We start from the raw sequence: 25,574 nt of genomic DNA, 5'->3' as shown, positions 1-25,574 counted from the left end.
CTTCCGATCCATCGCGCAAAACCTCCCGCGTTTCCGCCATTCTACACGATATCAATACGAATTGCGAATAGAGCCTATAAAAAACCCCGCCCTGTCGCCAGGGCGGGGTTTTCCGTCGAAGCGGATTACTTCTTCGGGATACCGTAGCGCATGAACTCGTCGAAGCCGGCCTCGGCGACGCGGAACCACGACACCTGATCGGCAAGGAAGGCCGACCAATGTTCGTAGACCTTCTTGAAGTTCGGATTGCGCGAGGCTTCCTCGGCATAGGTGGCCTGGGCCGCCTTGTAGCAGGCGACCATGATGTCCTTGGAATAAGGACGCAGCTGGGCGCCGCCGGCGATCAGACGCTTCAGGGCCTCGGGATTCTTGACGTCGTACTTGGTCTGCATGTCCATGTTGGCTTCGGCGCAGGCCGCTTCCAGGATCGCCTTGTAAGCCTTCGGCAGGGCGTCGTAAGCCTTGTCGTTGACCAGGAACGACACGTTGGGGCCGCCTTCCCACCAACCGGGGTAATAGTAGTATTTGGCGACCTTGTAGAAGGCCAGCTTCTCGTCGTCATAGGGTCCGACCCATTCGGCGGCGTCGATGGTGCCCTTTTCCAGCGACGGATAGATGTCGCCGCCAGCGATCTGCTGCGGCACCACGCCCAGCTTCTCCATCACCTTGCCGGCATAGCCGCCGATGCGCATCTTGAGGCCCTTCATGTCCTCGACCGTCTTGATCTCCTTGCGGAACCAGCCGCCCATCTGGGTGCCGGTATTGCCGCCAGGGAAATTGACGATGTTGTAATTCTTGAAGAAGGCCCGCATCAGTTCCATGCCGCCGCCGTGATACAGCCAGGCATTCTGCTGACGGGCGTTCATGCCGAACGGCATCGAGGCGTCGAAGCCGAAGGTCGCGTCCTTGCCGACATAGTAGTAGCTGACGGTATGACCGGCTTCGACGGTGTTGTTGGACACCGCATCCAGCACCTGCAGGCCGGGAACGATTTCACCGCCGGCGAACACGCGAATCTGGAACTTGCCGTCGGTGGCCTCGGACACCCGCTTGGCCATCACCTCGGCGCCGCCATAGATGGTGTCCAGGCTCTTCGGGAAGCTGGACGCCAAGCGCCACTTCACTTCCGGCATGGTCTGGGCGATGGCCGGCGCCGCCACGGCGGTCGAAGCCACTCCCAGGCCGGCGGCCTTCAGAAACGAACGTCTTTCCATGCTTTCCTCCCGTTATGATTTGAAAAGGCTTAAACTCAAAACATGGGATCGCCGATGGTCGCATGAAAGAATTGGTCTGACCAGTCCCCTCACATAAACTTGTTGTTCCGCGGGAACCCGGTCGGCGGCAGACGCCCGACCGAGGCGCGCTTGCCGATCCACGGCGTCAGATCGCTTTCGGTCCGCGTGCGTTCGCCGCTTTTCCAGCTCAGTCCCTCGGCCAGGGTGAAGATCTTGATGTCGGCCATGCCGCCGTCGCGGTATTTCTGCAGCATCACGCCACGGCCACGCGTCATCACCGGGATTTCCTCGGCCATGAACACCAGAAGCTTACGGTTGTCACCGATCACCGCCACGGCATCGCCCTCGACCGGGATGCAGAAGGCGGCCTTCTCGCCGTCGCCCAGGTTCAGAACCATTTTGCCCGATTTGGTCTGGGCCAACGCCTCGGCCTCATCGACGACGAAGCCGCGGCCGCCATCGGTGGCGACCAGACGCTTGCGGCCGGGCCGATGGGCGAAGATCAGGGCGATTTCGGCGTCGTTGGCCAGGTCGATCATCAGCCGCAGCGGTTCGCCAAAGCCGCGACCCGACGGCAGCTTGTCGCCGCCGACGGTATAGAAGCGCCCGTCGGTGGCGAAGAACAGGATCTTGTCGGTGGTTTCCGCCTTCAGCGAGAACCGCAACTGATCGCCTTCCTTGAACTTCACGCCGTCCAGTTGGTCCGTATGGCCCTTCATGGCGCGAATCCACCCCTTTTCCGACAGCAGAATGGTGATCGGTTCGCGTTCGACGAAGGCTTCGATCGGCACCACCACCGCGCCGGGCGCGTCGCCCAATTCGGTGCGGCGCTTGCCCAACTGGGTGGCCTGGCCGAACTTCTTCTGGGTCTCGGCGATCTGGACAGCGATCGCCTTCCACCGCCTGGCCGGGTCGGCCAGCAGGGTCTGCAACTCGGCCTGCTCGGCCGACAGCGCGTCATGCTCCTTGCGGATCTCCATCTCTTCCAGCTTGCGCAAGGACCGCAGGCGCATGTTCAAGATGGCTTCGGCCTGGGCGTCGGTCAGGCCGAAGGCCTTCATCAAGGCCGGCTTGGCCTCGTCCTCCTCGCGGATGATGCGGATGACTTCGTCCAGGTTCAGATAGGCGATCAAATAGCCTTCCAAAACCTCGAGCCGTTTGGCGATCTTGTCCAGCCGGTGGCGGGAACGGCGTTCCAGCACCTCCATGCGGTGATCCAGGAAGGCCTGCAACACCTCTTTCAGGTTCATCACCCGGGGCACGCCGTCGCCGCCCAGCACGTTCATGTTCAGGCTGGCCCGGGTTTCCAGGTCGGTGTTGCGGAACAATTGTTCCATCACATGCTCGGGCTCGACCGTGCGATTGCGCGGTTCCAGCACGATGCGGACGTCCTCGGCCGATTCGTCCCTGATGTCGGCCAAGAGCGGCAGCTTCTTTTCGGTCAGCAGTTCGGCGATCTTTTCGATCACCTTGGATTTCTGCACCTGATAGGGAATCTCGGTGATGACGATCTGGTAAAGCCCGTGCGACAGCTTCTCGACCGCCCAGCGGGCGCGCAGACGAAAGGCGCCGCGGCCGGTGCGATAGGCTTCCAGCACCGCCTCGCGGGTCTCCACCAATACGCCACCGGTGGGGAAATCCGGGCCGGGCATATGGGCGACCAGGGCATCGACCGAACAATCGGGCTCGCGGATCAACAGCTTCAGGGCGTCGCAGATCTCGCCGACATTGTGCGGCGGCACGCTGGTCGCCATGCCCACCGCGATACCGGCCGAGCCGTTGGCCAGCAGGTTGGGGAAGGCCGCCGGCATCACCACCGGCTCGTCTTCCGAGCCGTCATAGGTCGGGCGGAAATCGACCGCGTCCTCGTCCAGGCCGGCCATCAGGGCGGCGGCGACCTCGGTCAGCTTGGCCTCGGTGTACCGCATGGCCGCCGCGTTATCGCCGTCGATATTGCCGAAATTGCCCTGGCCCTCGACCAGCGGATAGCGCACGGCGAAATCCTGGGCCAGGCGGACCATGGCGTCATAGACGGCGACGTCGCCATGGGGATGGTACTTACCGATGACGTCGCCGACGACGCGGGCACACTTCTTGAAGCCGCCCTGCGGGTCCAGCTTCAACTGGCGCATGGCGTAAAGCAGGCGGCGATGCACCGGCTTCAGCCCGTCGCGCACGTCGGGCAGCGACCGCGACACGATGGTCGACATGGCATAGGCGAGATAACGTTCGCCCAGCGCCTCGGTCAGCGGTGTTTCGCGGATAAGGCCGGCAGCGGCAGGTTCGGTCATGAATGTCCCCAAAAGGCGGCAAAACGTCGCATCAATATATAGTACCCGACGACAGGAAGCGGTCAACCAATCGCAACCGCGCCGCCGGCATTGGCCGGCGCTGCGGCGCCAGGACGTGGCGTTCCAGGAAGAAGCCGGTCAGTTTCAGGCCCAGGGCGACGTCCGGGGCGCTGCCGATGCCGCCCGCCACCAGGAAGGCCGGTAGCTCCAGCAGCCGGTCTTGCCAGTCCTGGCCAGCCGCACGGCTGACGGCGCGGCCACTTTTCGGACTGACATAGGCCAGGTCCTCGCTGGTGCCGCTGACGGCACAGGCCGACAGGTCCAGCCCGAACCCCAAGGCCCGGAGCAGCGCCAGCTCCCAATGGACCATCACCGTCGCCCATGCGTCACTTTCCAGCGCATCCAACAATGCGGTCAGGGCGGCGTGGGCGGCCGGCAGCGGCTGGCGCTCGGGCAGGGCCGCCTCGGCCACGGCGCAGGCCGCCGACAAGGCCGCCAGGCGGTCGGGATCGGCCAAGTGCAAGGCGGCGTCGGCGCGCACCAGTTCGACCCGGAAGCGCCCCAATTGCTCGGCCAGACGCCCTTGCCAGGCGACCCGCACCCGGTTACCCGGCTGCAGGCTGCCACGATTGGCCCGGCCCATGCCGCCCGGCACCAGCCCGGGATGGCGACCGTGCGCCCCCGTCAACACATGGATGACAGCGGCATTTTCCCCATGGCGGCGGGCCGACAGCACGATGGCGTCGTCGTCCCAATCCATCAAAGAAAGCTCCACAGGGTCAGCAGGATGCCCAGGCCGGCACAGGCCATGCCGGCGCTGGCGATGGCCACCGCCCAGCGGGCGACCGGCGGCGGGTTCTCGAATGCATCCTCGCCCAGCGCGCCCTGGCGCAGGCGCTGCTGCAGCACGGCGACCAGCAAGATGGCGCCGACCCACACCAGAATCAGTCCAAGCGAGCGTGCGTCCATGATGCTTCGTAAAAATGTTCAACCACGGAGGCACGGAGACACGGAGAAGGAAAAGAAGAAAACAAAATCTCTTTCTGTTTTTCTCCGTGCCTCCGTGCCTCCGTGGTTATCCCTGCCGGCCCTAAGAATCGAAATCCAGGCCGAATTCGTTGTAATGCGAGCGCTTGTCCTGCCAATCCTCGCGCACCTTGACGTGCAGGAACAGGTGAACCCGACGCTCCAGCAGGGCCTCCAGCTCGGTGCGGGCGGCGGCGCCGATGGCCTTGATCTGGTGGCCATGCTTGCCGACGACAATGCCCTTCTGGCTTTCGCGCTGGACATAGATCACCTGGTCGATGCGGGCCGAGCCGTCTTCCTTTTCCTCCCAGGATTCGGTTTCGACGGTCAGGGCGTAGGGCAGTTCCTCGTGCAGTTGCAGGAAGGCCTTCTCGCGGGTGATCTCGGCCGCCAGTAGGCGCTGCGGCAGATCCGACACCTCGTCCTCGGGGAACATCCACGGCCCCATCGGCGTGCGCTCGGCCAGCACCGGCATCAGGGCGTCGAGGCCGCTGCCGGTCAGGGCCGAGACCATGAAGATGTCGGTGAAGATGCCTTCCTCGTGCAGGGATTGGGCCAGCTTCAAAAGCTTTTCCTTCTTGACCACATCGACTTTGTTGAGGATCAGGATGGCCTGGCGGTTGACCTGCTTCAGGCGCTCGACGATGGCGCGGCTGTCGTCGTCATAGCCCTTCGAGGCGTCGATCAGCAGGCAAATCTGTTCGGCATCGTGGGCGCCGTCCCAGGCGGCGGCGACCATGGCGCGGTCCAGGCGGCGCTTGGGCTGGAAGATGCCGGGGGTATCGACCAGGATGACCTGGGCTGTTCCAGCCATGACGATGCCCAGCACGCGAAAGCGCGTGGTCTGCACCTTGGGCGACACGATCGACACCTTGGTCCCGACCAGGGCGTTGACCAGTGTCGATTTGCCGGCGTTGGGCGCGCCGACCACCGCGACATAGCCGCATCGCCGCTCGTTTTCCGGCACCTCGTTCATGATTTCACCTTCTTCAACAGGGCCGTTGCCGCCGCTTGTTCCGCCGACCGCTTCGAACGACCGCGGCCCGTGACCGGCGCCTCGCCCTCGACGGTTACCGACACCAGGAACACCGGCTCGTGGGGAGGCCCTTCGACCCCTTGGGTTTCGTAGGCCGGCAGCGGCCGGCCCAATCCTTGCGCCCATTCCTGCAGCGCCGTCTTGGCATCCTTGGGCGGGGCCGGGCTTTCTTCCATCAGCGGCGCCCAGGCGGCCAGCACCAGCTTGCGGGCCGGATCAAGACCGCCATCGGCGAACACCGCGCCGATCACCGCCTCGCAAGCGTCGGCCAGCACCGCTGGATTGGTCCGCCCGCCGCCTTCTTCCTCGCCGCGCGCCAGCAGCAGATAATCCGGGATACCCCAGGAAACGGCGATCCGGGCCAGGGAATCGCGCCGGACCAGCGCGGCATGGCGCCGGGCCAGCTCGCCCTCGGCCTCGGTCGGGAAACGATGGAACACCATCTCGGCCACCACCAGCCCCAACACGCGGTCGCCCAGGAATTCCAGGCGCTCGTAGGCGGTCGCCTTGCGCGGGGCCCGGCCATGGGTCACCGACGGATGGGTCAGCGCCTGGCTCAGCAGGTCCGGCCGAGTGAAGGCATAGCCCAGGCGGTCGGCCAGGATTCGGCTCATCGGCTTAGTCTATCCCGTCGAACAGGCGGGCGAAGCGAATGGCCCACGGCCATTTCCACACTTCCCACCACGAGGCAGAACCATCGCCCGAGAAGAAGATCACCTCGGCGCGGCCGACCAGATTTTCCGCCGGCACGTAGCCGACCTCGTCCAGGAAGCGCGAATCGGCGGAATTATCGCGGTTGTCGCCCATCATGAAGTAATGGCCGGCCGGCACATTGTAGACCGGGGTGTTGTCGGCGATGCCGTTGTCGCCGGCATATTCGATGATGCGGTGCTGGCGGCCGTTCGGCAGGGTCTCGATATATTGCGGCGCCCGCATGATGTTGCCTTCGCGGGTGAACTCGACGAAATCATCGACGCGCTCGCGCTTGACCGGCTCACCGTTGATGTGCAGCAGGCCGCGGATCACCTGGACTCGGTCGCCCGGCAGCCCGATCACCCGCTTGATGTAATCGACCTTGTGCTCGGGCGGCTTCTTGAAGACGACGACGTCGCCGCGTTCGGGCACCTTCTCGGCCAGACGGCCGGACATGGCGGGGCCCATCGAGAACGGCGCCGAATGGCGGGAATAGCCATAAGCGTATTTCGACACGAACAGATAATCGCCGATCAGCAGGGTCGGAATCATCGAACCCGACGGGATATTGAACGGCTCGAACGCCACGGTGCGCACGAAGCCGGCGATCACCATGGCGTAAAAGACGGTCTTGATGGTTTCCCAGGTCCCGCCAGCTTTACCCTTTGACATAAAATCACCGCATAATGATTTGATTCAATTGAAAACATGCCCCGGCACCGCCCTGCCCGGTTGGCGCCGAGCAAAACAGCCCGGCCGCCTTGTGTCAAGCGGCGGGAATGGCCTGGATCACCACCACCGCCTCGGCCAGGGGCGGCTCGTCGGTCATGGTCAGCAGAAGCTGGGCGGTCTGGCCTGCCGGCACCATTTCCGCCAGCCGGCGGGCGGCGCCGCCGGTCAGCGCGAAGGTGGGCTGACCGCTGGCCAGATTGACCACACCGATATCCTTTAGGAACACGCCGTTTGCGAAGCCGGTGCCCAGCGCCTTGGCGCAGGCTTCCTTGGCGGCAAAGCGCTTGGCGTAGGTGGCGGCACGCTGTTCCGGCGACCGCCGTTCAGCCTTGGCCCGCTCGATTTCGGTGAAGACTCGGGTTGTGAAACGCTCGCCGAAGCGAGCCAGGGTCTTCTCGATACGGCGGATGTCGCACAGATCGTTGCCGATGCCGAGGATCATCGGCCGGCCCCCTTGCGGGCTTCATCCATCAGGGCGCGCATGTGACGGATCGAGGCCTCGAAGCCGATGAAGATCGCCTCGCCCACCAGGAAATGGCCGATGTTCAACTCGACGATCGAGCCGATGGCAGCAATCGGCTTGACGGTGTCGAACGACAAGCCGTGCCCGGCATGGCATTCCAGCCCGATGGCGGCGACGTGGGCGGCAGCCGTTCTGATGCGGGCCAGCTCGCCGTCGCGGGTGGCGCCGTCATGGTCGCAATAGGCACCGGTATGCAGTTCGACCACCGGGGCTCCGATGGCCTTGGAAGCATCCAGCTGGCGCGGATCGGCCTCGATGAACATCGAGACGCGGATGCCGGCATCCACCAGGCGCCCGACCAGCGGGCGCAAGGAATCGATATGGCCGGCGACGTCCAGCCCGCCCTCGGTGGTGCGTTCTTCCCGCTTTTCCGGGACGATGCAGGCGGCATGCGGGCGGTGGCGCAGCGCAATGGCGACCATTTCCTCGGTCGCCGCCATCTCGAAATTCAGCGGCAGCTGGATCTCGTTGGCCAGGCGCTCGATGTCGCGGTCGGAAATATGGCGGCGATCCTCGCGCAGGTGGGCGGTGATGCCGTCGGCACCGGCGGCCGCCGCCAGATGGGCGGCACGGACCGGATCGGGATGCAGACCACCCCGGGCGTTCCGGATGGTCGCGACGTGATCGATGTTGACGCCCAGACGGAGCGGCAGCGCGGACATGAGACTCTTTCCTTGGCTAATTGCGGGCGCGATCGACGGAATTGATCAAGGGCGTCGCGCGCAGCGCGGCGATGACATTGGTCAGGTGCTTGACGTCCCGGACCTCGATGTCGATCAGCATCTCGAAGAATTCGGTGGTGCGGTTGGTGATCTTCAGGTTGGTGATGTTGCCCATGTTCTTGGCGATCACCGTGGTCACCGTCGATAGCGTGCCGGGCTCGTTGTTGACCACCAGATCGATGCGGCCGATATGGGCCTTGCCCTCGGTCTCGTCCCACGAGATATCCAGCCAGCGTTCCGGCGTCTCGGCATATTGTTCCAGATTCTCGCAATCGATGGTGTGAACCGTCACCCCCTTGCCGGTGGTGACGATGCCGACGATGCGGTCGCCCGGCAGCGGATGGCAGCAGCCGGCGAAATGCACCGCCATGCCGGGGATCAGGCCGCGGATCGGTACCGCGTTGCCCCGCTTCTCGCGCTCGTGGGCCGGCTTGGCCTTGTTGCGGCCCAGATGGACCACATTGTCGGTCTTCTGGGCGTTCTTCAGCTCGGGGTAGACCGAGGACACCACATCCTTGGCGGTGACCGTCCCCTCGCCCACCATGGCCATCAGATCGTCGGCGGTGGGGGCCTTGAAGATCTTGATCACCCCTTCCAGGGCCCGCTCGGTCAGGTCATAGCTTTCCTGGCGGAAGGCGCGTACCAGGATGGCACGGCCCAGATCGAGATACTGGGCGCGCTGCTGGGTGCGCACGAAGCGGCGGATGCGGGCTCGGGCCTTGCCCGAGACGACGAAGCGTTCCCAGGTCGGGTTTGGGGTCTGCGCCTTCGAGGTGATCACCTCGACCTGATCGCCGTTATGCAGGCGCGACCTGAGCGGCATGATGCGGCCATTGATCTTGGCGCCCACACAGGTGTCGCCGACGTCGGAATGGACGGCATAGGCGAAATCGACCGGCGTCGCCCCCGACGGCAGCGAGATCAGGTCGCCCTTGGGCGTGAAGCAGAACACCTGGTCCTGGAACATCTCGAGCTTGGTGTGCTCGAGGAATTCGTCGGGATTCGAAGCGTGTTCCAGGATGTCCAAAAGCTCGCGCAGCCAGCGATATTGCCGCCCGTCGGTCATACGGCCGCCGCCGGCCTTGTATTTCCAGTGGGCGGCGACGCCCAACTCGGAAACTTCGTGCATTTCGTCCGTGCGAATTTGCACTTCGATGCGGTGACGCTCGGGTCCGAACACGCCGGTATGCAAGGAACGATAGCCGTTGGGCTTGGGCGTCGAGATGTAGTCCTTGAAGCGGTTGGGTACCATCGGATATTTCGAATGGATGACGCCCAGTGCCCGGTAGCAATCTTCCATCGAATCGACGACGACGCGGAAGGCCATGATGTCGGACAATTGCTCGAAGCCGACATTCTTGCGCTGCATCTTCAGCCAGATCGAATAAGGCGTCTTCTCGCGCCCCGACACCGTGGCCTTGACGCCGGCTTCCTCGAAGGTCTTGCGCAATTCTTCCAGGATTCGGCCGATCAGGTCGCCGCCCTGCTCGCGCAGGAAATTCAGCCGGGCGATGATGGAACCGCGCGCATCGCCGTGCAACTCGGCGAAGGCCAGGTCCTCCAGCTCCATCTTGATTTCCTGCATGCCGATGCGTTCGGCCAGCGGAGCGTAGATTTCCATGGTCTCAAGCGCGATGCGGCGACGCTTGTCGGGATTGGCGATATAGCTGAGCGTGCGCATGTTGTGGACACGGTCGGCCAGCTTGACCAAAAGGACGCGGATGTCCTCGCTCATGGCGATGACGAGTTTGCGCAGGTTTTCCGCCTGCTTGGCGTGGTCGGACTGCAGCTCGATGCGGGAAAGCTTGGTGACGCCATCGACCAGGCGGGCGATTTCCGGCCCGAACAGCTTTTCCAGATCGTCCAGCGTCGCCGGCGTGTCCTCGATGGTGTCGTGCAGCAGCGCGGTGATGATCGAGGCGGAATCGAGGCGGTAGCGGGTCAGGATGCCCGCCACTTCGATGGGATGCGAGAAATAGGGATCGCCCGAGGCCCGCTTCTGCGAGCCGTGCATCTTCATGGCAAAGACATAGGCGCGATTGATGGCGTCCTCGTCGGCGGCCGGGTCATAGGATTTGACCCGCTCGACCAGTTCGAACTGACGCATCATGGCGCCACCTCGGGCCAAGGCCTTCCGTGGCGCGGCATGCTGGGCGGCGCTTGGCGATGGGGCTGGGCCGTCGCCGCCCGCATGGGGTTAGTCCACGTCCCCGTCGGCGAGGTCACCGGCCGAGGGATCAAAGTCGGCGCCGTCGGTGACGGTCAGGCCGGCCTCGTCGGCATCCTCTTCCGAGGCCATCGCCTCGAAGCCCAGGTCGCCCTCGGGCATGAAGGATTCCATCTCGTCCTCTTCCGGCTCGTCGTTCTCGACGTGCTTCTGCAGGCCCTGGACCAGCGCGTTGCGCAAGGGCTCGAGGCCGATGGTCTCGTCGGCGATCTCGCGCAGGGCGACGACAGGGTTCTTGTCGTTGTCGCGTTCGACGGTGATGCGGCCACCCGACGAGATGTCGCGCGCGCGCTGAGCGGCGATCAAAACCAGCTCGAAGCGATTGGGAACCTTGACGACGCAATCTTCGACGGTAACGCGAGCCATGAATTTTCCTCGAACTGAGATGTGACCTGGAAAAAGAGTCCAGCTTATAGAGCAGCCGCACCACAAAAGGCAAGACCTGCCAGACTCGAAGGTCCTTGCGGTCCGCCACCATGATGCCTAGGTTAGGCGTATTCCCGGCGCGTTCCGCCACATCCTATATTTAGTAGAGATTGCCATGCATTTCTATGACACCGAACGGGTCGGCCTGTTCATCGACGGCTCGAACCTCTATGCCGCCGCCAAGGCGCTCGGTTTCGACATCGATTATAAGCGGCTGTTGCAGCTGTTTGCCTCGAAGGGCCGCCTGATCCGCGCCTTCTATTACACCGCCCTGATCGAGGATCAGGAATATTCACCGATCCGTCCGCTGGTCGATTGGTTGGATTACAACGGCTACACCATGGTCACCAAGCCGACCAAGGAATTCACCGACGCGCTGGGCCGGCGCAAGATCAAGGGCAACATGGACATCGAGCTGGCCATCGACGTGATGGAGATGGCGCCCTACATGGACCATGTGGTGCTGTTTTCCGGCGACGGCGATTTCCGCCGCCTGGTCGAGGCGGTGCAAAGGAAGGGCGTCCGCGTCTCGGTGGTATCGACCATCCGTTCGCAGCCGCCGATGATCGCCGACGAATTGCGCCGCCAGGCCGACACCTTCATCGAGCTGCTGGACCTGGAATCCCAGATCGCCCGCTCGGGCGGCCCGCGCGACCCGGCGATGCCCCGTGACCCCGCCTGAGTGTCCAGGGCGCGATTGCGCCCTGTGCCCCCGTCTGGTCGAATACCGCAACACCAACCGCGCCGCCCAGCCCACCTGGCACAACGGCGCGGTCGGCTCGTTCGGCGATTTGTCGGCGCGCTTCCTGTTCGTCGGCCTGGCCCCCGGCCTCAAGGGCGCCAACCGCACCGGCCGGCCGTTCACCGGCGATTATGCCGGCGACCTGCTTTATCCGTCACTGAAGTCCGTCGGCTTGGCCACCGGCACCTATGGCGCCGACCCCGCCGACGGTTTCACCTTGAAGGACGCACGGATCACCAACGCGGTGCGCTGCGTGCCGCCGGCCAACAAGCCGCTGCCGGCCGAGTTCAAGGCCTGCCTGCCGTTCCTGGCCGCCGAAATCCGGGCCATGCCCAACCTGGCCGGCCTGTTCGCCATCGGCCGAGATGCCCATCAGGCGGTGTTGACCGCGCTATCTTTGCGCAAGTCGGCCTTCGTGTTCGCCCACGGTGCGGTTCACACCCTTCCGGGTGGCCTGATCATGACCGACAGTTATCATTGCTCGCGCTACAATACCAATACCGGGCGCCTGACCGAGGCGATGTTTCATCAAGCGCTTGCCACCCTTCTGGACAGGACGGCCCGGAAGCCCTAAATCCAATAGGGTATGGGGAATCGGGGGCGGGCCATGCCGATCATCGAGTGGTGCGAAGAATACCAACTGGACCTGCCGACGATCGACAAGGACCATCGCGAGATGGTCGAGTATTGCAATCAGTACCTGATTGCCGTTGACCGGGGCGCCCCCCTGGAGGAACTGGCCGGCCTGCTGGATCGCCTGATCCTGCGCACCAAGGCCCACTTCATCGCCGAGGAGCGGCTGCTGGATCGCCATGGCTATCCCGGCCTGGCCTTGCACAAGGCCGACCATGACCGCCTGCTGGTCCAGGCCGAGACCCTGCGCGACCGCTTCGACCAGGCCGACGAGGACGACGCGGCCACCCACCAATTGGTGACCGAGACTTCCCAATTCATGCGCGAATGGCTGCTGGACCATGTCCGCGTCAACGACCGCCCGTTCAAGCCGTTCCTGCGCAGCTTGAGTTAGAGCGTTTTCACACATGCGACTAGCCAGAGCGGCGCCTGAGCGGCCCGGCACGGGCCAAACATAAGACTCTAGACCGTTTTCCGCTCGGGCTGAAAACGGTCTAGATCAGGCGAAGCGGAAGGCGTTCTTGCCAGACTTCTTGACCGCATACATCGCCTCGTCGGCGCGCCCGACCAGGGCGGCCCCGGTGTCGGCATCGTCGGGGAAGATGGCGATGCCGATCGAGCCCCGCACCTCCGCCCTTCCCGCCTCGAGTTCGAACGGCCGGGCCAGTTCTTCCAGGATCTTGGCGGCGACCCGCTCGACATCGGCCTTGCCGTGCACGCCCGGGATGATGAACGTGAACTCGTCGCCGGCCAGACGCGATACCGTGTCCGAGGCGCGCACGCAATCTTCCAGCCGCTTGGCCGCCTGCTGCAGCAACTCGTCGCCGGCGGCGTGGCCCAAGGTGTCGTTGACCGCCTTGAAGCCGTCGAGGTCCAGGAACATCAAGGCGAACCGGCTGCCGTCGCGCTGGCTTTGCCGCACCGCCTGCTGCAGGCGGTCGGTGAACAACGACCGGTTGGGCAAGCCGGTCAGCGCGTCGTAATTGGCCTGGCGCCAGATCCGCTCCTCGTCTTCCTTACGGTTGGTGATGTCCGAGAAGATGGCGATATAGTGGGTGACCGCCTGGCCGTCATCGCTCATCAGGGCGACGATCGACAATTGCTCGGCATAGAACTCGCCCGACTTGCGACGGTTCCAAATCTCGCCGCGCCAGCGGCCGGTGGCGCGCAGATCATCCCACATCGCTTGATAGAACTCGGCCTCATGGCGGCCGGAACTCAAGAAGCCGGGATCGCGCCCGATCACTTCGGCCGATTTGTAGCCGGTGATGGTGGTGAAGGCCGGGTTGACGTATTCGATGATGTTGGCGGCGTTGGTGATCACCACCGCCTCGCTGGCACTTTCCACCACCTGGGCGGTCAGGCGGACCTTGGCCTGGGCGGCCTTGATGGCGGAAATGTCGTAGACCCAGGCCAGGTTGACCGGCTCTTCCTCGAAGAAGGTCGAGCGGAGCGTCAGAAGGCTCCAGAAGGTCTCGCCGCCGCGGCGGATGAACTGGACCTCGGCATCGTCGATATGACCGTCGCGCTTCAGGGCCTCGACCACCGCCTTGCGCTGGCTCTCGTTACGGAACAGGTCGCGGGCCGGGTGGCCGATCAATTCCTCGCGGCTGGTGTTGATGATGTCGACGAAGCGGGAATTGGCGAAGACCACGGCACCGTCGCTGCGCCGTGACACCGATACGCCGACCGGGCTTTCCTCGAGGATGCGCCACAGCCGTTCCTCGGATTCCTTGAGCTTACGGGCCGCCTTGACCCGTTCGGCCAGATCGTCCTTGATGCGACTGACCATCGGGCGAAACACCATCGCCGCCGACAGGATCAGCAAGGCCAGGGTGGCGGCCAGGGCAGCCCCGTGAAACACGAACAAGCGCCGCAGCCGCTGGTCGTTTTCCTCGCGGTAACGGGTCACCAGCCGGTCCAGCAGGACCAGCAAGGGCTCGACCCGGCTCGGCGACAAAGCCTTGGCGTCGGCATCGTCGGCGGGCAGGCGCTGGTCGGCCTTGGCCAGCACGGCGCGGGCCTGGCCGACGAAGCCCCTCATCTCGTGATCCAACCGGCCATCGGGACCGAACAGCAGCGCCTTGATCGCCGCCGATGGCGGCGCCGCCCCCTTGATCTCGGGCATGCCGACGACCAGGCCGAAATGCGCCGATTCCAACCGGTCGAGCGCCATGGCCAGGGCCGCGCGTTCGTCGAGGCGGGCCTGAGATTCCAACGGGCGGGTCAGATTGGCGACGGCGAACACCACCCGCTCGACCAACGGGCGCTGCTGAGCGGCGACACCGATGACGGCGCCGCCGGCCTCGGCATCCATCAAGATGCGGACCAGCCCCAGGAACGAGGCGATCGCCAGCCCGCCGATGATCGCCAGAACGGCGACATAGCGAATGGTCAAATCCCTGGTCAGTCTGGTTTCGGCGTTACCCATTGCCCATCAGTCACGCTGCCCGATCTCGGGTCATAACATGACGAACTTGGTAACGCGATGCCGAAATCGGGTTATTTCAGGCTTTCGACATTGACCGATTCACGCGGCGGAACCGGCTGGGTCGGCTCGGCCGCGGGCTCGACCACCGGAACCCTCTGCGCCGACACGGGTTGAGCCGCCTGAGACCTGGCTTGCAGATCGTCCTCGGGCGGCGCGCCGTTCTCGCCGCGCGAGCGTTCGTATTCCTTGACGCCATGGGCGGCCAAATCGACCACCGCACAGGCCGACAGGACCACACAAAGGGAAAGAAGGGCGGCGATGCGTTTCATGGCGACGAATATAGGACAGCCGAGGGGCTTCGCAACCTCATTCCTTCAGGCATAGACGGCGCCGAAGCGGTTGGCCAGGAAATCGGACAACGACACCTGTTCCTGGCACACGAAACCGGTCTGCGGGATCTGGCCCCGTTGATGCAGGTCGATCATGGCGCAGATGGCCCCGGCGGTGGTCTTCTGGATGGCCGAACGCCCGCCCGGGCAATCGTCGCCATAGATCTTGCGGACCCAGCTTTCCTGCATCAGCCGTCCGCTCTTGCGCCCGACCACGGTGACGAAGATCAGCACCACGTCCTGGCGGGTGATCGGGATGGCGTTCTCGATGACGTCGCGAAACAGCTCGCGCCGCTCCGACAGCTTCAGGTCGCGGGCCAGCATGCGGATCAGGTCGCGATGGCCGGGATAGCGCACCGTCTTGTAATCGAGATTGCGGACCCGGCCCGCCAGGGTCTCGCACAGGGTCCCCACCCCGCCCGAGGTCGAAAACGCCTCGTAGGCGATGCCGTCGAGCGAGAAATGTTCCAGCCCCTCTAAAGGCAGCACCTCGATCAGCCGGCCGTCAACCACCGATTGACAGGGGTTGCAATATTCATTGATCAGCCCGTCGGTGCTCCAGGTCAGGTTATATTTCAAGGCATTGTCGGGATATTGCGGCAGGGCGCCGACCCGCAGGCGGACATCCAGAATCTCGTCGAATCCGTCGGCCAGGCTTTTCGCCGCGATCGAGACGAAGCCGGGGGCCAGGCCGCATTGCGGCACCGCAACGGTCCCTGCCCCTTGGGCCAGCTTGCGGATGGCGTGGGCGGTGGCGATGTCCTCGGTCGGATCGAAATAATGGACGCCCTCGGCCAGCGCGGCCTCGGCCACCTCGGCGCACAGGAAGTACGGCAGCGTCGAGACCACGGCATGATGGCCCGACAGCGCGGCACGCAGCGCGAACGGGTCGGTAACGTCCAGAATGATGGGTTCAAGGCCGGGACGGCGTTGCCCGGCCATCATCTCAGGCCGGGAATCGGCCAGGGTCACACGCCAATCGCCGCTATCGGCCAGCATCGCCGCCACAGTGATCCCGATCTTGCCGGATCCAAGGACGACGACGCTATGCATGGAGGCCTCCGTTCCAGGTCAGGCGGAAACCGGCTCGACCTTGACCAGTTCGCCCGGCTCGATCTTCAGCATGGCATGCGGTTCCACTGGACCCTTGGCCCAGATGTTCTCGGGTGCCGCCAGGCGGATTTCGTCGCCGACCGAAGCCGGCGTCGGCGCGAACGCGATCACCACCGCCTCGCCCTCGACGCGATAGGCCAGTTCGCCCAGTTCGACGACGGCGCGGGCGTCGGCCTCGCGCTCGGCCTTGACCGGAATGGTGAAATAGACCTCGCCGTCCCAGGTGGCGGCGCGCGATTCGAACGGAGCGGCAGCATAGATGGCATCCGCCGTCGGTGTGTCGAGCAATTCGACCTCGAGGTGGACCTTACCCACCGAAATCTTAAGCTTCCGCATCGCCGTTCCTTCCGCCTTTTTCGTAGTCCCACACCTTGTCCTAAAGCAAATGTGGGGTCGAGTCACAAAAATGAAAGCATCACCCCGCCAATACCGCGCGGGTATGTTTGGCGATCATCATTTCCTCATCGGTGGGGATGACGTAGACGGGCAGACGACTTGCGGGCGTGGTGATCTTGTCGGCATGGGCCGCGTTGGCCGCCGGATCCAGCTCGATGCCCAGCCAGCCGGCACCCTCGCACACCATGGCCCGCACCGGGGCGGAATGCTCGCCGATGCCGGCGGTGAAGATCAAGGCGTCGAGGCCGCCCATGGCCCCGGCCAGCGAACCCAGCTCACGGCGGATACGGTAGCAGAACAGATCGACCGCTTCGGCGGCGTGGGGATCATTGCTTTCCAGCAGCACCCGCATGTCGTTGGAGATGCCCGACACCCCCAACAGACCCGACTTCTTGTACAGCAGGGTCTCGATCTCGGCTGCGTTCATGCCCTTTTGCTGCAGCAGGTAAAGGACCACGCCGGCATCCAGCGTGCCGGTGCGCGTGCCCATGGGCAGGCCGTCCAGCGCTGTAAACCCCATGGTTGACGCCACCGAGCGACCATTGTCGATGGCGCACATCGAGGCCCCCGAGCCCAGATGACACACCACCACCTTGCCGGCGGCGCGCACGGGATCGATTTCCTTGAAGCGACGCGCGATGAACTCGTAGGACAGGCCGTGGAAGCCGTAGCGGCGCACCCCCTCCTCGGTCAGTTCGCGCGGCAGGGCGAAGGTTTCGGCCACCTTGGGATTGGTGCGATGGAAGGCGGTGTCGAAGCAGGCCACCTGCACCAGCCCGGGATGGACCACCGCCAAGGCGCGGATCGGCGCCAGATTGTGCGGCTGGTGCAACGGCGCCAGCGGCACCAGGCTTTCCAACTCGTCCAGCAATTCGTCGGTGATGCGGGCCGGCGCGCTCCAGCGCGGGCCGCCATGGACGACACGATGGCCGGCGGCGACCAATCGGGCGCCGTCCAGATGGTTCTCGACCCAGTCGATCAGATGCTTCAGCAGATCCTGGTGGACCAGATTGCTGTCGGCCGGCCAGCGTTGTTCGGCCAGCACCGTTCCGTCCACCGCCTGGGCGATGAAATGGGGGGCGACGTTGATGCCCTCGACCTGGCCCTTGGCTTTCAGCACCGGCTTTGAATCGCCATTGCCGAAATAAAGCGAGAACTTGATCGAGGACGAGCCGGCATTGATGACCAGATAGGCGTCTTTCATCGGGTCCCCCTATTCCGCCGCATTCTTGCCGCCGCCGCGTCGGGCGTGGGCGAACAGCACGGCGACGGCGCAACTGGCCAGGCGGGCCTTGGCGGAATCGGCGCGGCTGGTCAGGACGATCGGCACCCGGGCGCCGACCACGATGCCGGCGGCGTCGGCGTCGGCCAGATAGGACAATTGCTTGGCCAGCATGTTGCCGGCTTCCAGATCGGGCACCAGCAAGATGTCGGCGAAACCGGCGACCGGAGAACTGATCTTCTTGATGCGCGCAGCTTCGGCCGAGATGGCGTTGTCGAAGGCCAGCGGCCCATCCAGGATGGCGCCGGTGATCTGGCCACGGTCGGCCATCTTGCACAGGGCGGCGGCCTCGATGGTCGAGTTGATCTTCGGGTACACCGTCTCGACCGCCGACAGGATCGCCATCCTCGGCTGCGGCACGCCCAGGCAATGGGCCAGGTCGATGGAGTTCTGGGCGATGTCTTGCTTGTCTTCCAGGGTCGGATAGATGTTGATCGCCGCGTCGGTGATCAGCAGCATGCGCGGATAGGTCGGAACGTCCATGATGAAGACGTGGCTGATGCGGCGGCTGGTGCGCAGGCCGCGTTCGCGGCTGGCCACTTCGTGCATCATCTCGTCGGTGTGCAGGCTGCCCTTCATCAGCGCCTCGGCCTCGCCCGAGCGGCACATCGCCACCGACCGCTCGGCCGATTCGTGCGAATGCAGGGTATCGACGATGCGGATACCGTCCAGGTCCAGGCCGAACTCGGCGGCGACCGAGCGGATCTTGGCCTCGGGCCCGACCAGGATCGGATTGATCAGACCGCGCTTGAACGCCTCGACCGGGCCTTCCAGCGACACCTGGTCGCACGGATGGCACACCGCCACCGAGATCGGCTCGAGCGGGCCGCACCGTTCGATCAGATCCTCGAACACATGGTGGGCGCGGTGCAGCGACACTTCCTGCAGCACCGTCTTGGGCTGCACCACCTTGGTGGTCGGCGCCAGCACGCGGGCCTCGCCGTGAAAGACCTTCTCGCCGCGCTGGTTGACGGCTGCGCAGTCGAAGGCCACGTCGGCCGGCGCTTCCTTGGACTTGACGGTGATGGTGACGGTCAGGCTGTCACCCACCTCGACCGGCTGGTCGAATTCGAAATCCTGGCCCTTATAGACGGTGCCCGGACCGGGCAATTCGTTGCCCAACAGCGCCGACAGCAACGAGCCGCCCCACAGCGAATGGGCCAGGATCTTGCGATGATGCGCCAGGCTTTCCGCCTGCTCGGCATTGTAATGGGTGGGATTGAGGTCACCGGTGGCGACGCCGAACAGCTCGACATCCTCCATCCGGCAGGTGCGGGTCAAACTGGCTTGGTCGCCGATGCGGATCTCATCCCAGGTTCGGTTTTCCATCATCTCGATCATCACGCCCTCCTTCGACCGCGCACGGTGCTGCGATGCGGCATAATTTCACGGTCGGCCGAAGGTTACAACCAAGCGCGACAAAGCGTCACCGATTTGACATCGGATATACGGGTTTTCCCCAAGGCGCTGGACTGACCACTTATGTTGCGACGCACAAGATACAGGCGTAGAGTGCCGGCTTAGACGAAGGTATCAGACGGGGGACGTCATGAGCGTGCGCAACCTTAAGGCCCTTTTCCGTCCGCAATCGGTCACCGTGATCGGCGCGACGACGGAGCCGAAGGCGGCGGGCTCGGTGGTGATGCGCAACCTTTTGCAGGCCGATTTCGCCGGGCCGATCATGCCGGTGACCGCCGACCATAATTCGGTCGGCGGCGTACTGGCCTATCCGGATGTCGCCTCGCTGCCGCAAGCGCCCGATCTGGCGCTGATCTGCACCCCGGCCGCCACCATTCCCGGCATCATCCACGCTTTGGGCGAGAAAGGCGCGCGCGCGGCCTGCATCATGACGCCGGCGCTGCACCACTTCCACACCGAGGACGGCCGCACCCAGCTGGAAGCCGCCAAGGAGGCGGCCAAGGCCCATGGCATCCGCCTGCTGGGCCCCAACAGCATGGGCATGCTGGTGCCGGGCATCAAGCTGAACGCCTCGATCGCCCCGGAAAACGCCCTGCCCGGCAAGATCGCCTTCGTGTCGCAATCGGGCGCGCTGTGCACCACCGTTTTGGATTGGGCCTGCGCCAAGGGCATCGGCTTCTCGCACTTCATCCATCTGGGCGATTCTTGCGATGTCGGGTTCGGCGACGTGCTGGATTATCTGGGCAGCGACCCGCACACCCGGGCGATCCTTCTTTACATGGAAACCATCGACCAGCGACGCAATTTCATGTCGGCGGCCCGCGCCGCCGCGCGCAACAAGCCGCTGCTGGTGATCAAGGCCGGCCGCTCGGCCGACGGCGCCCTGGCCGCCAGCTCGCATACCGGCGCCCTGGCCGGGTCGGACCTGGTGTTCGACGCCGCCATCCGCCGCGCCGGCATGCTGAGGGTGCAAGACATCGAGGAAATCTTCGGCGCGGTCGAGACCCTGGCCCGTTCGCGGCCGATGAAGGGTAGCCGCCTGGCGGTCCTGACCAATGGCGGCGGCATCGGCGTGATCGCCGCCGACGACCTGGCCGATGGCGGCGGTGAACTGGCCGACCTGCCGTTGGACGTGCTGGAGAAGCTGGAAGCCTTCCTGCCGCCCAACTGGTCGCGCGGCAACCCGATCGACATCGTCGGCGACGCCGATGGTGCCCGCTATGCCAAGACCTTGCAGGCGCTGCTGGATTGCAAATGCATCGACGCGGTGCTGGTGATGTATGCCCCCAACGCCATTTCCGACCCGGCCGAGGTGGCCGAGGCGGTGATCAAGGTGTTCAAGGACAAGCCGCGCGCCAACATCATGACCTGCTGGGCCGGCAACGCCATGGTCGCCAAGGCCCGCAAGCTGTTTTCGGATGCCGGCGTGCCGACCTTCGAGACCCCGCGTGCCGCCGTTCAGGGCTATCTGCACCTGCTGCAATATCGCCGCAACCAGGAATTGTTGATGGAAACGCCGGCCTCGGCGGCGGTGGATTTCATCGCCGACACCGCCCAGGCCCGACGCATCGTCAGCGCGGCGCTGGGCCGGGGCGATTCGATGCTGACCGAGGCCGAGGCCAAGGGCGTGCTGGCCGCCTATGGCATCCCCATCGTCGAGACCCGCATCGCCCACAATCCGGCCGAGGCCAGCCGCATCGCCAAGGAACTGGGCGGCGATGTCGCCTTGAAGATCCTGTCGCCCGACATCGTCCACAAATCCGACGTTGGCGGCGTGGTCTTGAACCTGGACGGCCCGTTCGAGGTGGAAAAGGCCGCCCACGCCATGCTGGAGCGGGTCAAGACCACCTTCCCCGACGCCCGCATCGAGGGCTTCACCGTCCAGCACATGGTGGTGCGTAAGCCCGGCACGCTGGAACTGATCGTCGGCGTCGCCACCGACCCGATCTTCGGCCCGGTGATCCTGTTCGGCCAAGGCGGCGTGGCGGTGGAAGTGATCGGCGACCGCGCCGTGGCGCTGCCGCCCCTGAACCTCAACCTGGCCGCCGAACTGGTCAAGCGGACCCGGGTGTCTCGGCTGCTGAAGGGCTATCGCGGCCGGCCTCCGGCCAATGTGGATGCCCTGCACGGCACCTTGATCAAGGTCAGCCAGCTGATCATCGACATCCCCGAAATCGCCGAGTTGGACATCAACCCGCTGCGCTGCGGCGCCGAGGGCGTGCTGGCGTTGGACGCCGCCATCAAGGTCGCCCCGGCCAAGCCGGCCGAGGAACGCCTGGCCATCCGCCCCTATCCGGCCGAGTTGGAAGAGGTGTTCGTCATGACCGACGGCCGCCCGGTGACGTTGCGCCCGATCCGCCCCGAGGACGAGCCCAACCACCATGTGCTGGTGTCGAAGCTGACGCCCGAGGATATCCGCTTCCGCTTCTTCGGCCTGGTGCACGAATTGCCGCACACCGAAATGGCCCGCCTGACCCAGATCGATTACGACCGCGAGATGGCCTTCATCGGCGAATTGTCCAACGGCGACGGCAGCCACGAAACCCTGGGCGTGGTCCGCACCATCACCGATCCCGACAACGAGGCGGCCGAATTCGCCGTGGTGGTACGCTCGGACCTGAAGGGGTCGGGCCTGGGCAAGCGTTTGCTGGTCAAGATGATCGAATATTGCCGCTCGCGCGGCACAGGCAAGATCGTCGGCCAGGTCCTGCGCGACAATATCCGCATGCTGAAATTCATCGAGCATCTGGGATTCAAGCAGGTCAAGATCGTCGATGGCGACATCGTCGAGGTCGAATACGACCTCGCCACCCCGATGGTCACCTCCCCCGAGCCACCGGAAGCCGCCTGAGCGATCGCCGCCCGACGCCCTGGGGCCTTGCCCGTTTTGGTCTTTTAACGCACAATACCACTCGGATCGAGGGGAGTTGAGCCGTCATGTCGCTGGCGACAATCATTGGTTTTCTAGCCGGCATCGTGCTGTTTCTCGGGTCGATTTTCATTTCGACCGACAATTACATGGCCTTCGTCGATCTTCCGTCCTTCGTGATGGTGGTCGGCGGCACCTTCGCTTCGACCTTCATTTCCTACGAACCCATGTATGTGATGCAGGCGTTCCGCCTGATGGCGTCGATCTTCTTCGCGCCGAAAATCCAGCGCGGCGTTCTGCAAGGCGAGGTGGCCCGCGCCATCCGCTGGGGCTACATGATCCAGAAGGGCGGCTTGGCGGCCCTCGAGGCCGACACAGCCAAGCTCAAGCAGCAAGACCGGTTCCTGGGCTATGGCGTCGATCTGGTGATCGCCGGCTATAGCGGCGACGAAGTCCGCTCGATCCTGACCAACGCGGTCGAGACCACCTTCCAGCGCTCGTGCGTGCCGGCCGATATCTTGAAGAACATGGCCGGCACCGCGCCGGCCTACGGCATGATCGGCACCCTGATCGGCCTGGTCATCATGCTGGGCCAGATGGGCTCGGACCCCGCCGCCCTGGGTCCGGGCATGGCGGTGGCGCTGATCACCACCTTGTACGGCGTGCTGCTGCCGCGCATGATGTTGTTGCCGGCCGCCAGCAAGATCCAGCAGCGTCAGGAAATCATCCGTTTCCGTAATTATCTGGTGACCGAGGGATTGTGCCTGTTGGCCGAACGCAAGAACCCCCGCTTCATCCAGGATGCGATGAACAGCTTCCTCGACCCGTCGATCCATTTCGACATCGATAAGCAGAAAAGCAAATGAGCCGCTTCGAACAAAAGAAGGAAGAAGTCGACGGTAGTTGGATGGAGACCTATGGCGACATGGTCACCCTTCTGCTGTGCTTCTTCATCCTTATGGCCTCGGTGTCCAAGGTCGATTCGACCCTGTACGAGAAGGTCCAGTCCGGCATGACCTCGGAGATGGGCAAGCACCCTTCCGAGCGCCCGATCGAGACCTTGAAGAACGAACTGGCCCAGGTGATCAACGCGCTGGACACCACCGGCCAGGCCGCCGATGTCGGCACCGACGATCGCGGCGTGGTGCTGAACCTGGATTCGGGCGCGATGTTCACCGCCGGTTCGGCGGAAATGAAGCCCGAATTCATGCCGTTGATGCGCGAGTTGGTGGCGACCTTGAACAATCCGCGCTTCGCCGCCTATCGTTTCGAAATCCAGGGCCATACCGACGACACGCCGGTCAAGACCCCGCAATTTCCGTCGAACTTCGACCTGGCCGCCGCCCGCGCCCTGGTGACCATGCGGGCATTGGCCAGCCTGGGGCTGCCGCCCGAGCAGATGATCGTCGCCTCTTACGGCCAGTTCGCACCGCGCGTGCCCAATCGCCGTGAAGACGGCACCGCTTTGCCCATCAACCAGACCCTGAACCGTCGCGTTTCAATCCACGTCAATCCGCGTTGACAGGGCGCCAAATCCCCTAGGCCAGCACGATTTCCATGCCGTCGCGGGCGACGATGCTGCCCGGCCGGGCGGCCTGGACGGCGGCCTCGATCTCGGCCATCACCGGATCGATATGGTCGGGATCGTGGTGGAACACAACCAGCCGCTTGACCCCGGCCTGATCGCACAGCCGCACCCCTTCCTGCCAGGTCGAATGGCCCCAGCCGACCTTGGCGGGGAATTCGTCGTCGGTATAGGTGCAGTCGTAAATCACCAGATCGGCGCCTTCGATCAGCGCCAGGACGTTGGGATCGGGGCTGCCGGGGGTATGCTCGGTGTCGGTGATGTAGCAGACGGAGAAGCCGGCATGTTCGATGCGGTATCCGGTCGCCTCGTTGGGATGCTTCAAGGCCGTGGTCTTCACCACCACCTCGGGGTAAGGCGAGAAACTGCTGCCGGCGGGAAAGTCCTCGAACGACAATTGGCCGCGCATGGTCTCGATCGGTACCGGGAAGGTCGGATTCTGCATCTGGCTGGTCAACACGCCCTTGATGCCGCCCATACGCTCGCCCAGATGCCCGGCCATGATCTTCAGGGAAAAAGTCGGCACATAGGCCGGCACGAAGAACGGGAAGCCGTTGATATGGTCCCAGTGGGTGTGGGTCATCAGCAGGGTCGCCGACTGGACCTTGCGCTTCATCAGGCTTTGGCCCAGAAAACGAATGCCAGTTCCGGCATCCAGAATCAGCACCTGGCCGGCGACATCGATTTCGACGCAACTGGTGTTGCCGCCGTAAACCACATGGTCAGGCGAAGCGCAGGCAATACTTCCACGCACCCCCCAGAACCTGACCGAATACCCCATCTCGGCAATTCTCCCGTTGTGACGGCGACAGACTAAGCCGAAGCGGCGTCCGACGCATCCTGGTTTTTCTGTCGTTCGACGACCGCCCGCCCGGCGATCCCCAGACATTGATCGGCGCGCCCGCCATTGACGGCCAATTCCACCAAACCGACCGAATTGACATACCAAAAAGGCTGGCCGGGCGGCAGGTCGGAAAAAGTGCGAGCCGCGGTCAGACGGTGGCCGTTGACCACCAAGACATCATCCCCGGCGACCGCCTCGCCGCGCAGTCCGGTCATCACATTGCCGAACCCATCGACATAGATGGTGACGGCCCAGTCGTTCGGCCAGTCCCCCCTGTCGATCCGTTGTGTCGGGCTGCACCAAGGCGTTTGCGGGCGCCGTCCCTGGGCCAGGTCGGCCGCCACCGGCGCGAACAGGTCGCGGCCATGGAAGGTGGCCGACAACTCGTCCGGCTGCCATTCGATGCGCCAGATGCCAAGGGTGGCAGCGCGCCGAGCCGCCAGTTCGAACAGGCCGTTGTCGGGTCCGACCAGCAACCGGCCGTCGGCTTTGACCACCAGGGCGGCACGGTCGCCGCCGACCCCGGGATCGACGACGCAAAGGCCGACCGCGTCGGCCGGCATGCGGGGCAACAGCGCCGCCAACAAATAGGCCGAAGCCTTTGGGTCGAAGGCGGGCGCGTCGGCCATCAGATCGATCACCGGGCCGGCGAAGCCCTGCGCCAACAGCGCCGCCTTCACCTGGCCGACATAGGGACCGGTCACGCCGTAATCGGTGAACAAAAAGATCGGCCGCAACAACGAACCTTTCGACGAGAGGAGACAAACAACCCAACGATCTTGTTATACCACCACGAAAGAACGTGACGAATGACCCTAAGGATGTAGTCTAGACGCCACTTTCATCCTCATGCCTTGGTAAAAACAAGTCATTCCCGAGCTAAAGGCTTGTGGACAGAGCTGTGCACACCTTATCTTAGAAACGGGTCGGGCAATCCATGCGGGGGAGCATGGTCGATGC

At 64.3% G+C, this 25,574-nt stretch carries 25 protein-coding genes; 6 read left to right on the top strand and 19 right to left on the bottom strand.

Going from position 1 to position 25,574, the window contains the following annotated elements; translation table 11 throughout:
* Nucleotides 1–125: 125 nt before the first annotated feature.
* The 11 genes from A6A05_RS03865 to rpoZ all read right to left on the bottom strand — a co-directional run bounded on the left by A6A05_RS03865 (nt 126) and on the right by rpoZ (nt 10,851).
* On the bottom strand, nt 126–1,214 hold the full coding sequence (locus A6A05_RS03865) for a TRAP transporter substrate-binding protein (protein ID WP_068497633.1): 1,089 nt from the start codon (nt 1,212–1,214) through the stop codon (nt 126–128).
* Nucleotides 1,215–1,303: 89 nt separating this feature from the next.
* Nucleotides 1,304–3,526, bottom strand: coding sequence for a DNA topoisomerase IV subunit A (gene parC / locus A6A05_RS03860; RefSeq protein ID WP_068497631.1), 2,223 nt, complete (start codon nt 3,524–3,526; stop codon nt 1,304–1,306).
* A gap of 31 nt (nt 3,527–3,557) precedes the next feature.
* Entirely contained in the window at nt 3,558–4,289 is a 732-nt protein-coding gene (gene recO / locus A6A05_RS03855; protein WP_068497629.1) for a DNA repair protein RecO, read from the bottom strand.
* Entirely contained in the window at nt 4,286–4,495 is a 210-nt protein-coding gene (locus tag A6A05_RS03850; protein ID WP_068497627.1) for a hypothetical protein, read from the bottom strand. Before A6A05_RS03850 ends, recO begins: the two co-directional genes overlap by 4 nt.
* A 121-nt stretch (nt 4,496–4,616) precedes the next feature.
* Nucleotides 4,617–5,528: a GTPase Era gene (gene era / locus A6A05_RS03845; RefSeq protein ID WP_068497625.1), complete on the bottom strand. Its 912-nt coding sequence runs from the start codon at nt 5,526–5,528 to the stop codon at nt 4,617–4,619.
* Entirely contained in the window at nt 5,525–6,202 is a 678-nt protein-coding gene (gene rnc, locus A6A05_RS03840; RefSeq protein ID WP_068497623.1) for a ribonuclease III, read from the bottom strand. Before rnc ends, era begins: the two co-directional genes overlap by 4 nt.
* Nucleotides 6,203–6,206: 4 nt before the next feature.
* A complete protein-coding gene (gene lepB / locus A6A05_RS03835) occupies nt 6,207–6,953 on the bottom strand; it encodes a signal peptidase I (protein WP_068497621.1) in 747 nt (248 codons plus the stop codon).
* 94 nt (nt 6,954–7,047) lie between these two features.
* Entirely contained in the window at nt 7,048–7,455 is a 408-nt protein-coding gene (acpS, locus tag A6A05_RS03830) for a holo-ACP synthase (protein WP_068497618.1), read from the bottom strand.
* On the bottom strand, nt 7,452–8,198 hold the full coding sequence (locus A6A05_RS03825) for a pyridoxine 5'-phosphate synthase (RefSeq protein ID WP_068497616.1): 747 nt from the start codon (nt 8,196–8,198) through the stop codon (nt 7,452–7,454). Before A6A05_RS03825 ends, acpS begins: the two co-directional genes overlap by 4 nt.
* 16 nt (nt 8,199–8,214) lie before the next feature.
* A complete protein-coding gene (locus A6A05_RS03820; RefSeq protein ID WP_068497614.1) occupies nt 8,215–10,368 on the bottom strand; it encodes a RelA/SpoT family protein in 2,154 nt (717 codons plus the stop codon).
* An 87-nt stretch (nt 10,369–10,455) separates the two neighbouring features.
* Complete coding sequence (gene rpoZ, locus A6A05_RS03815; protein ID WP_068497613.1) at nt 10,456–10,851, bottom strand: DNA-directed RNA polymerase subunit omega; 396 nt, start codon at nt 10,849–10,851, stop codon at nt 10,456–10,458.
* A gap of 175 nt (nt 10,852–11,026) precedes the next feature.
* On the opposite strand from rpoZ, the gene A6A05_RS03810 reads away from it, so the two are divergent.
* Genes A6A05_RS03810 through A6A05_RS03800 form a run of 3 tightly spaced genes read left to right on the top strand, consistent with a single transcriptional unit; the run spans nt 11,027 to nt 12,680 of the window.
* Nucleotides 11,027–11,593, top strand: coding sequence for a LabA-like NYN domain-containing protein (locus tag A6A05_RS03810; protein WP_068497612.1), 567 nt, complete (start codon nt 11,027–11,029; stop codon nt 11,591–11,593).
* Complete coding sequence (locus A6A05_RS03805) at nt 11,580–12,227, top strand: uracil-DNA glycosylase (protein ID WP_068497611.1); 648 nt, start codon at nt 11,580–11,582, stop codon at nt 12,225–12,227. The genes A6A05_RS03810 and A6A05_RS03805 overlap by 14 nt, the downstream gene beginning before the upstream one ends.
* A 33-nt stretch (nt 12,228–12,260) precedes the next feature.
* Nucleotides 12,261–12,680 (top strand): bacteriohemerythrin, encoded by a 420-nt coding sequence (locus A6A05_RS03800; RefSeq protein ID WP_068497608.1) that lies wholly within the window; start codon nt 12,261–12,263, stop codon nt 12,678–12,680.
* A 105-nt stretch (nt 12,681–12,785) separates the two neighbouring features.
* Here A6A05_RS03800 and A6A05_RS03795 read toward each other — a convergent pair whose 3' ends face one another.
* The 6 genes from A6A05_RS03795 to A6A05_RS03770 all read right to left on the bottom strand — a co-directional run bounded on the left by A6A05_RS03795 (nt 12,786) and on the right by A6A05_RS03770 (nt 19,238).
* Nucleotides 12,786–14,717: a diguanylate cyclase domain-containing protein gene (locus tag A6A05_RS03795; RefSeq protein WP_068497607.1), complete on the bottom strand. Its 1,932-nt coding sequence runs from the start codon at nt 14,715–14,717 to the stop codon at nt 12,786–12,788.
* 71 nt (nt 14,718–14,788) lie between these two features.
* Nucleotides 14,789–15,046 (bottom strand): hypothetical protein, encoded by a 258-nt coding sequence (locus tag A6A05_RS03790; RefSeq protein ID WP_068497606.1) that lies wholly within the window; start codon nt 15,044–15,046, stop codon nt 14,789–14,791.
* A 45-nt stretch (nt 15,047–15,091) separates the two neighbouring features.
* Nucleotides 15,092–16,159 (bottom strand): saccharopine dehydrogenase family protein, encoded by a 1,068-nt coding sequence (locus A6A05_RS03785; protein ID WP_068497605.1) that lies wholly within the window; start codon nt 16,157–16,159, stop codon nt 15,092–15,094.
* 18 nt (nt 16,160–16,177) lie between these two features.
* Nucleotides 16,178–16,555 carry a cyclophilin-like family protein gene (locus tag A6A05_RS03780; protein WP_068497604.1) on the bottom strand — a complete coding sequence of 126 codons (378 nt, stop codon included), beginning with the start codon at nt 16,553–16,555 and terminating at the stop codon, nt 16,178–16,180.
* A 79-nt stretch (nt 16,556–16,634) separates the two neighbouring features.
* Nucleotides 16,635–17,819, bottom strand: coding sequence for an acetate/propionate family kinase (locus A6A05_RS03775; RefSeq protein WP_068497603.1), 1,185 nt, complete (start codon nt 17,817–17,819; stop codon nt 16,635–16,637).
* A gap of 9 nt (nt 17,820–17,828) precedes the next feature.
* The gene (locus tag A6A05_RS03770; RefSeq protein ID WP_082910676.1) at nt 17,829–19,238 is read right to left on the bottom strand and encodes a bifunctional enoyl-CoA hydratase/phosphate acetyltransferase; all 1,410 of its coding nucleotides are present in this window, start codon (nt 19,236–19,238) and stop codon (nt 17,829–17,831) included.
* A 208-nt stretch (nt 19,239–19,446) separates the two neighbouring features.
* Between A6A05_RS03770 and A6A05_RS03765 the strand changes: the two genes are divergently transcribed.
* The 3 genes from A6A05_RS03765 (at nt 19,447) to A6A05_RS03755 (ending at nt 23,707) form a co-directional block, all read left to right on the top strand.
* Nucleotides 19,447–22,167 (top strand): bifunctional acetate--CoA ligase family protein/GNAT family N-acetyltransferase, encoded by a 2,721-nt coding sequence (locus tag A6A05_RS03765; protein WP_068497601.1) that lies wholly within the window; start codon nt 19,447–19,449, stop codon nt 22,165–22,167.
* A gap of 86 nt (nt 22,168–22,253) precedes the next feature.
* Nucleotides 22,254–23,051 carry a motility protein A gene (locus tag A6A05_RS03760; protein WP_068497599.1) on the top strand — a complete coding sequence of 266 codons (798 nt, stop codon included), beginning with the start codon at nt 22,254–22,256 and terminating at the stop codon, nt 23,049–23,051.
* A complete protein-coding gene (locus A6A05_RS03755; RefSeq protein WP_068497597.1) occupies nt 23,048–23,707 on the top strand; it encodes an OmpA/MotB family protein in 660 nt (219 codons plus the stop codon). The genes A6A05_RS03760 and A6A05_RS03755 overlap by 4 nt, the downstream gene beginning before the upstream one ends.
* Nucleotides 23,708–23,723: 16 nt before the next feature.
* Here the strand turns inward: A6A05_RS03755 and A6A05_RS03750 are convergent, their stop codons facing one another.
* A complete protein-coding gene (locus A6A05_RS03750) occupies nt 23,724–24,551 on the bottom strand; it encodes an MBL fold metallo-hydrolase (RefSeq protein WP_068497596.1) in 828 nt (275 codons plus the stop codon).
* Nucleotides 24,552–24,583: 32 nt separating this feature from the next.
* Nucleotides 24,584–25,351, bottom strand: coding sequence for an SAM hydrolase/SAM-dependent halogenase family protein (locus A6A05_RS03745; protein ID WP_245644179.1), 768 nt, complete (start codon nt 25,349–25,351; stop codon nt 24,584–24,586).
* Nucleotides 25,352–25,574 lie beyond the last annotated feature (223 nt).

Origin of the sequence: Magnetospirillum moscoviense, from assembly GCF_001650635.1 — a bacterium.
Taxonomy (GTDB): domain Bacteria; phylum Pseudomonadota; class Alphaproteobacteria; order Rhodospirillales; family Magnetospirillaceae; genus Magnetospirillum; species Magnetospirillum moscoviense.
This window is presented reverse-complemented; position numbering and strand designations above follow the sequence as displayed.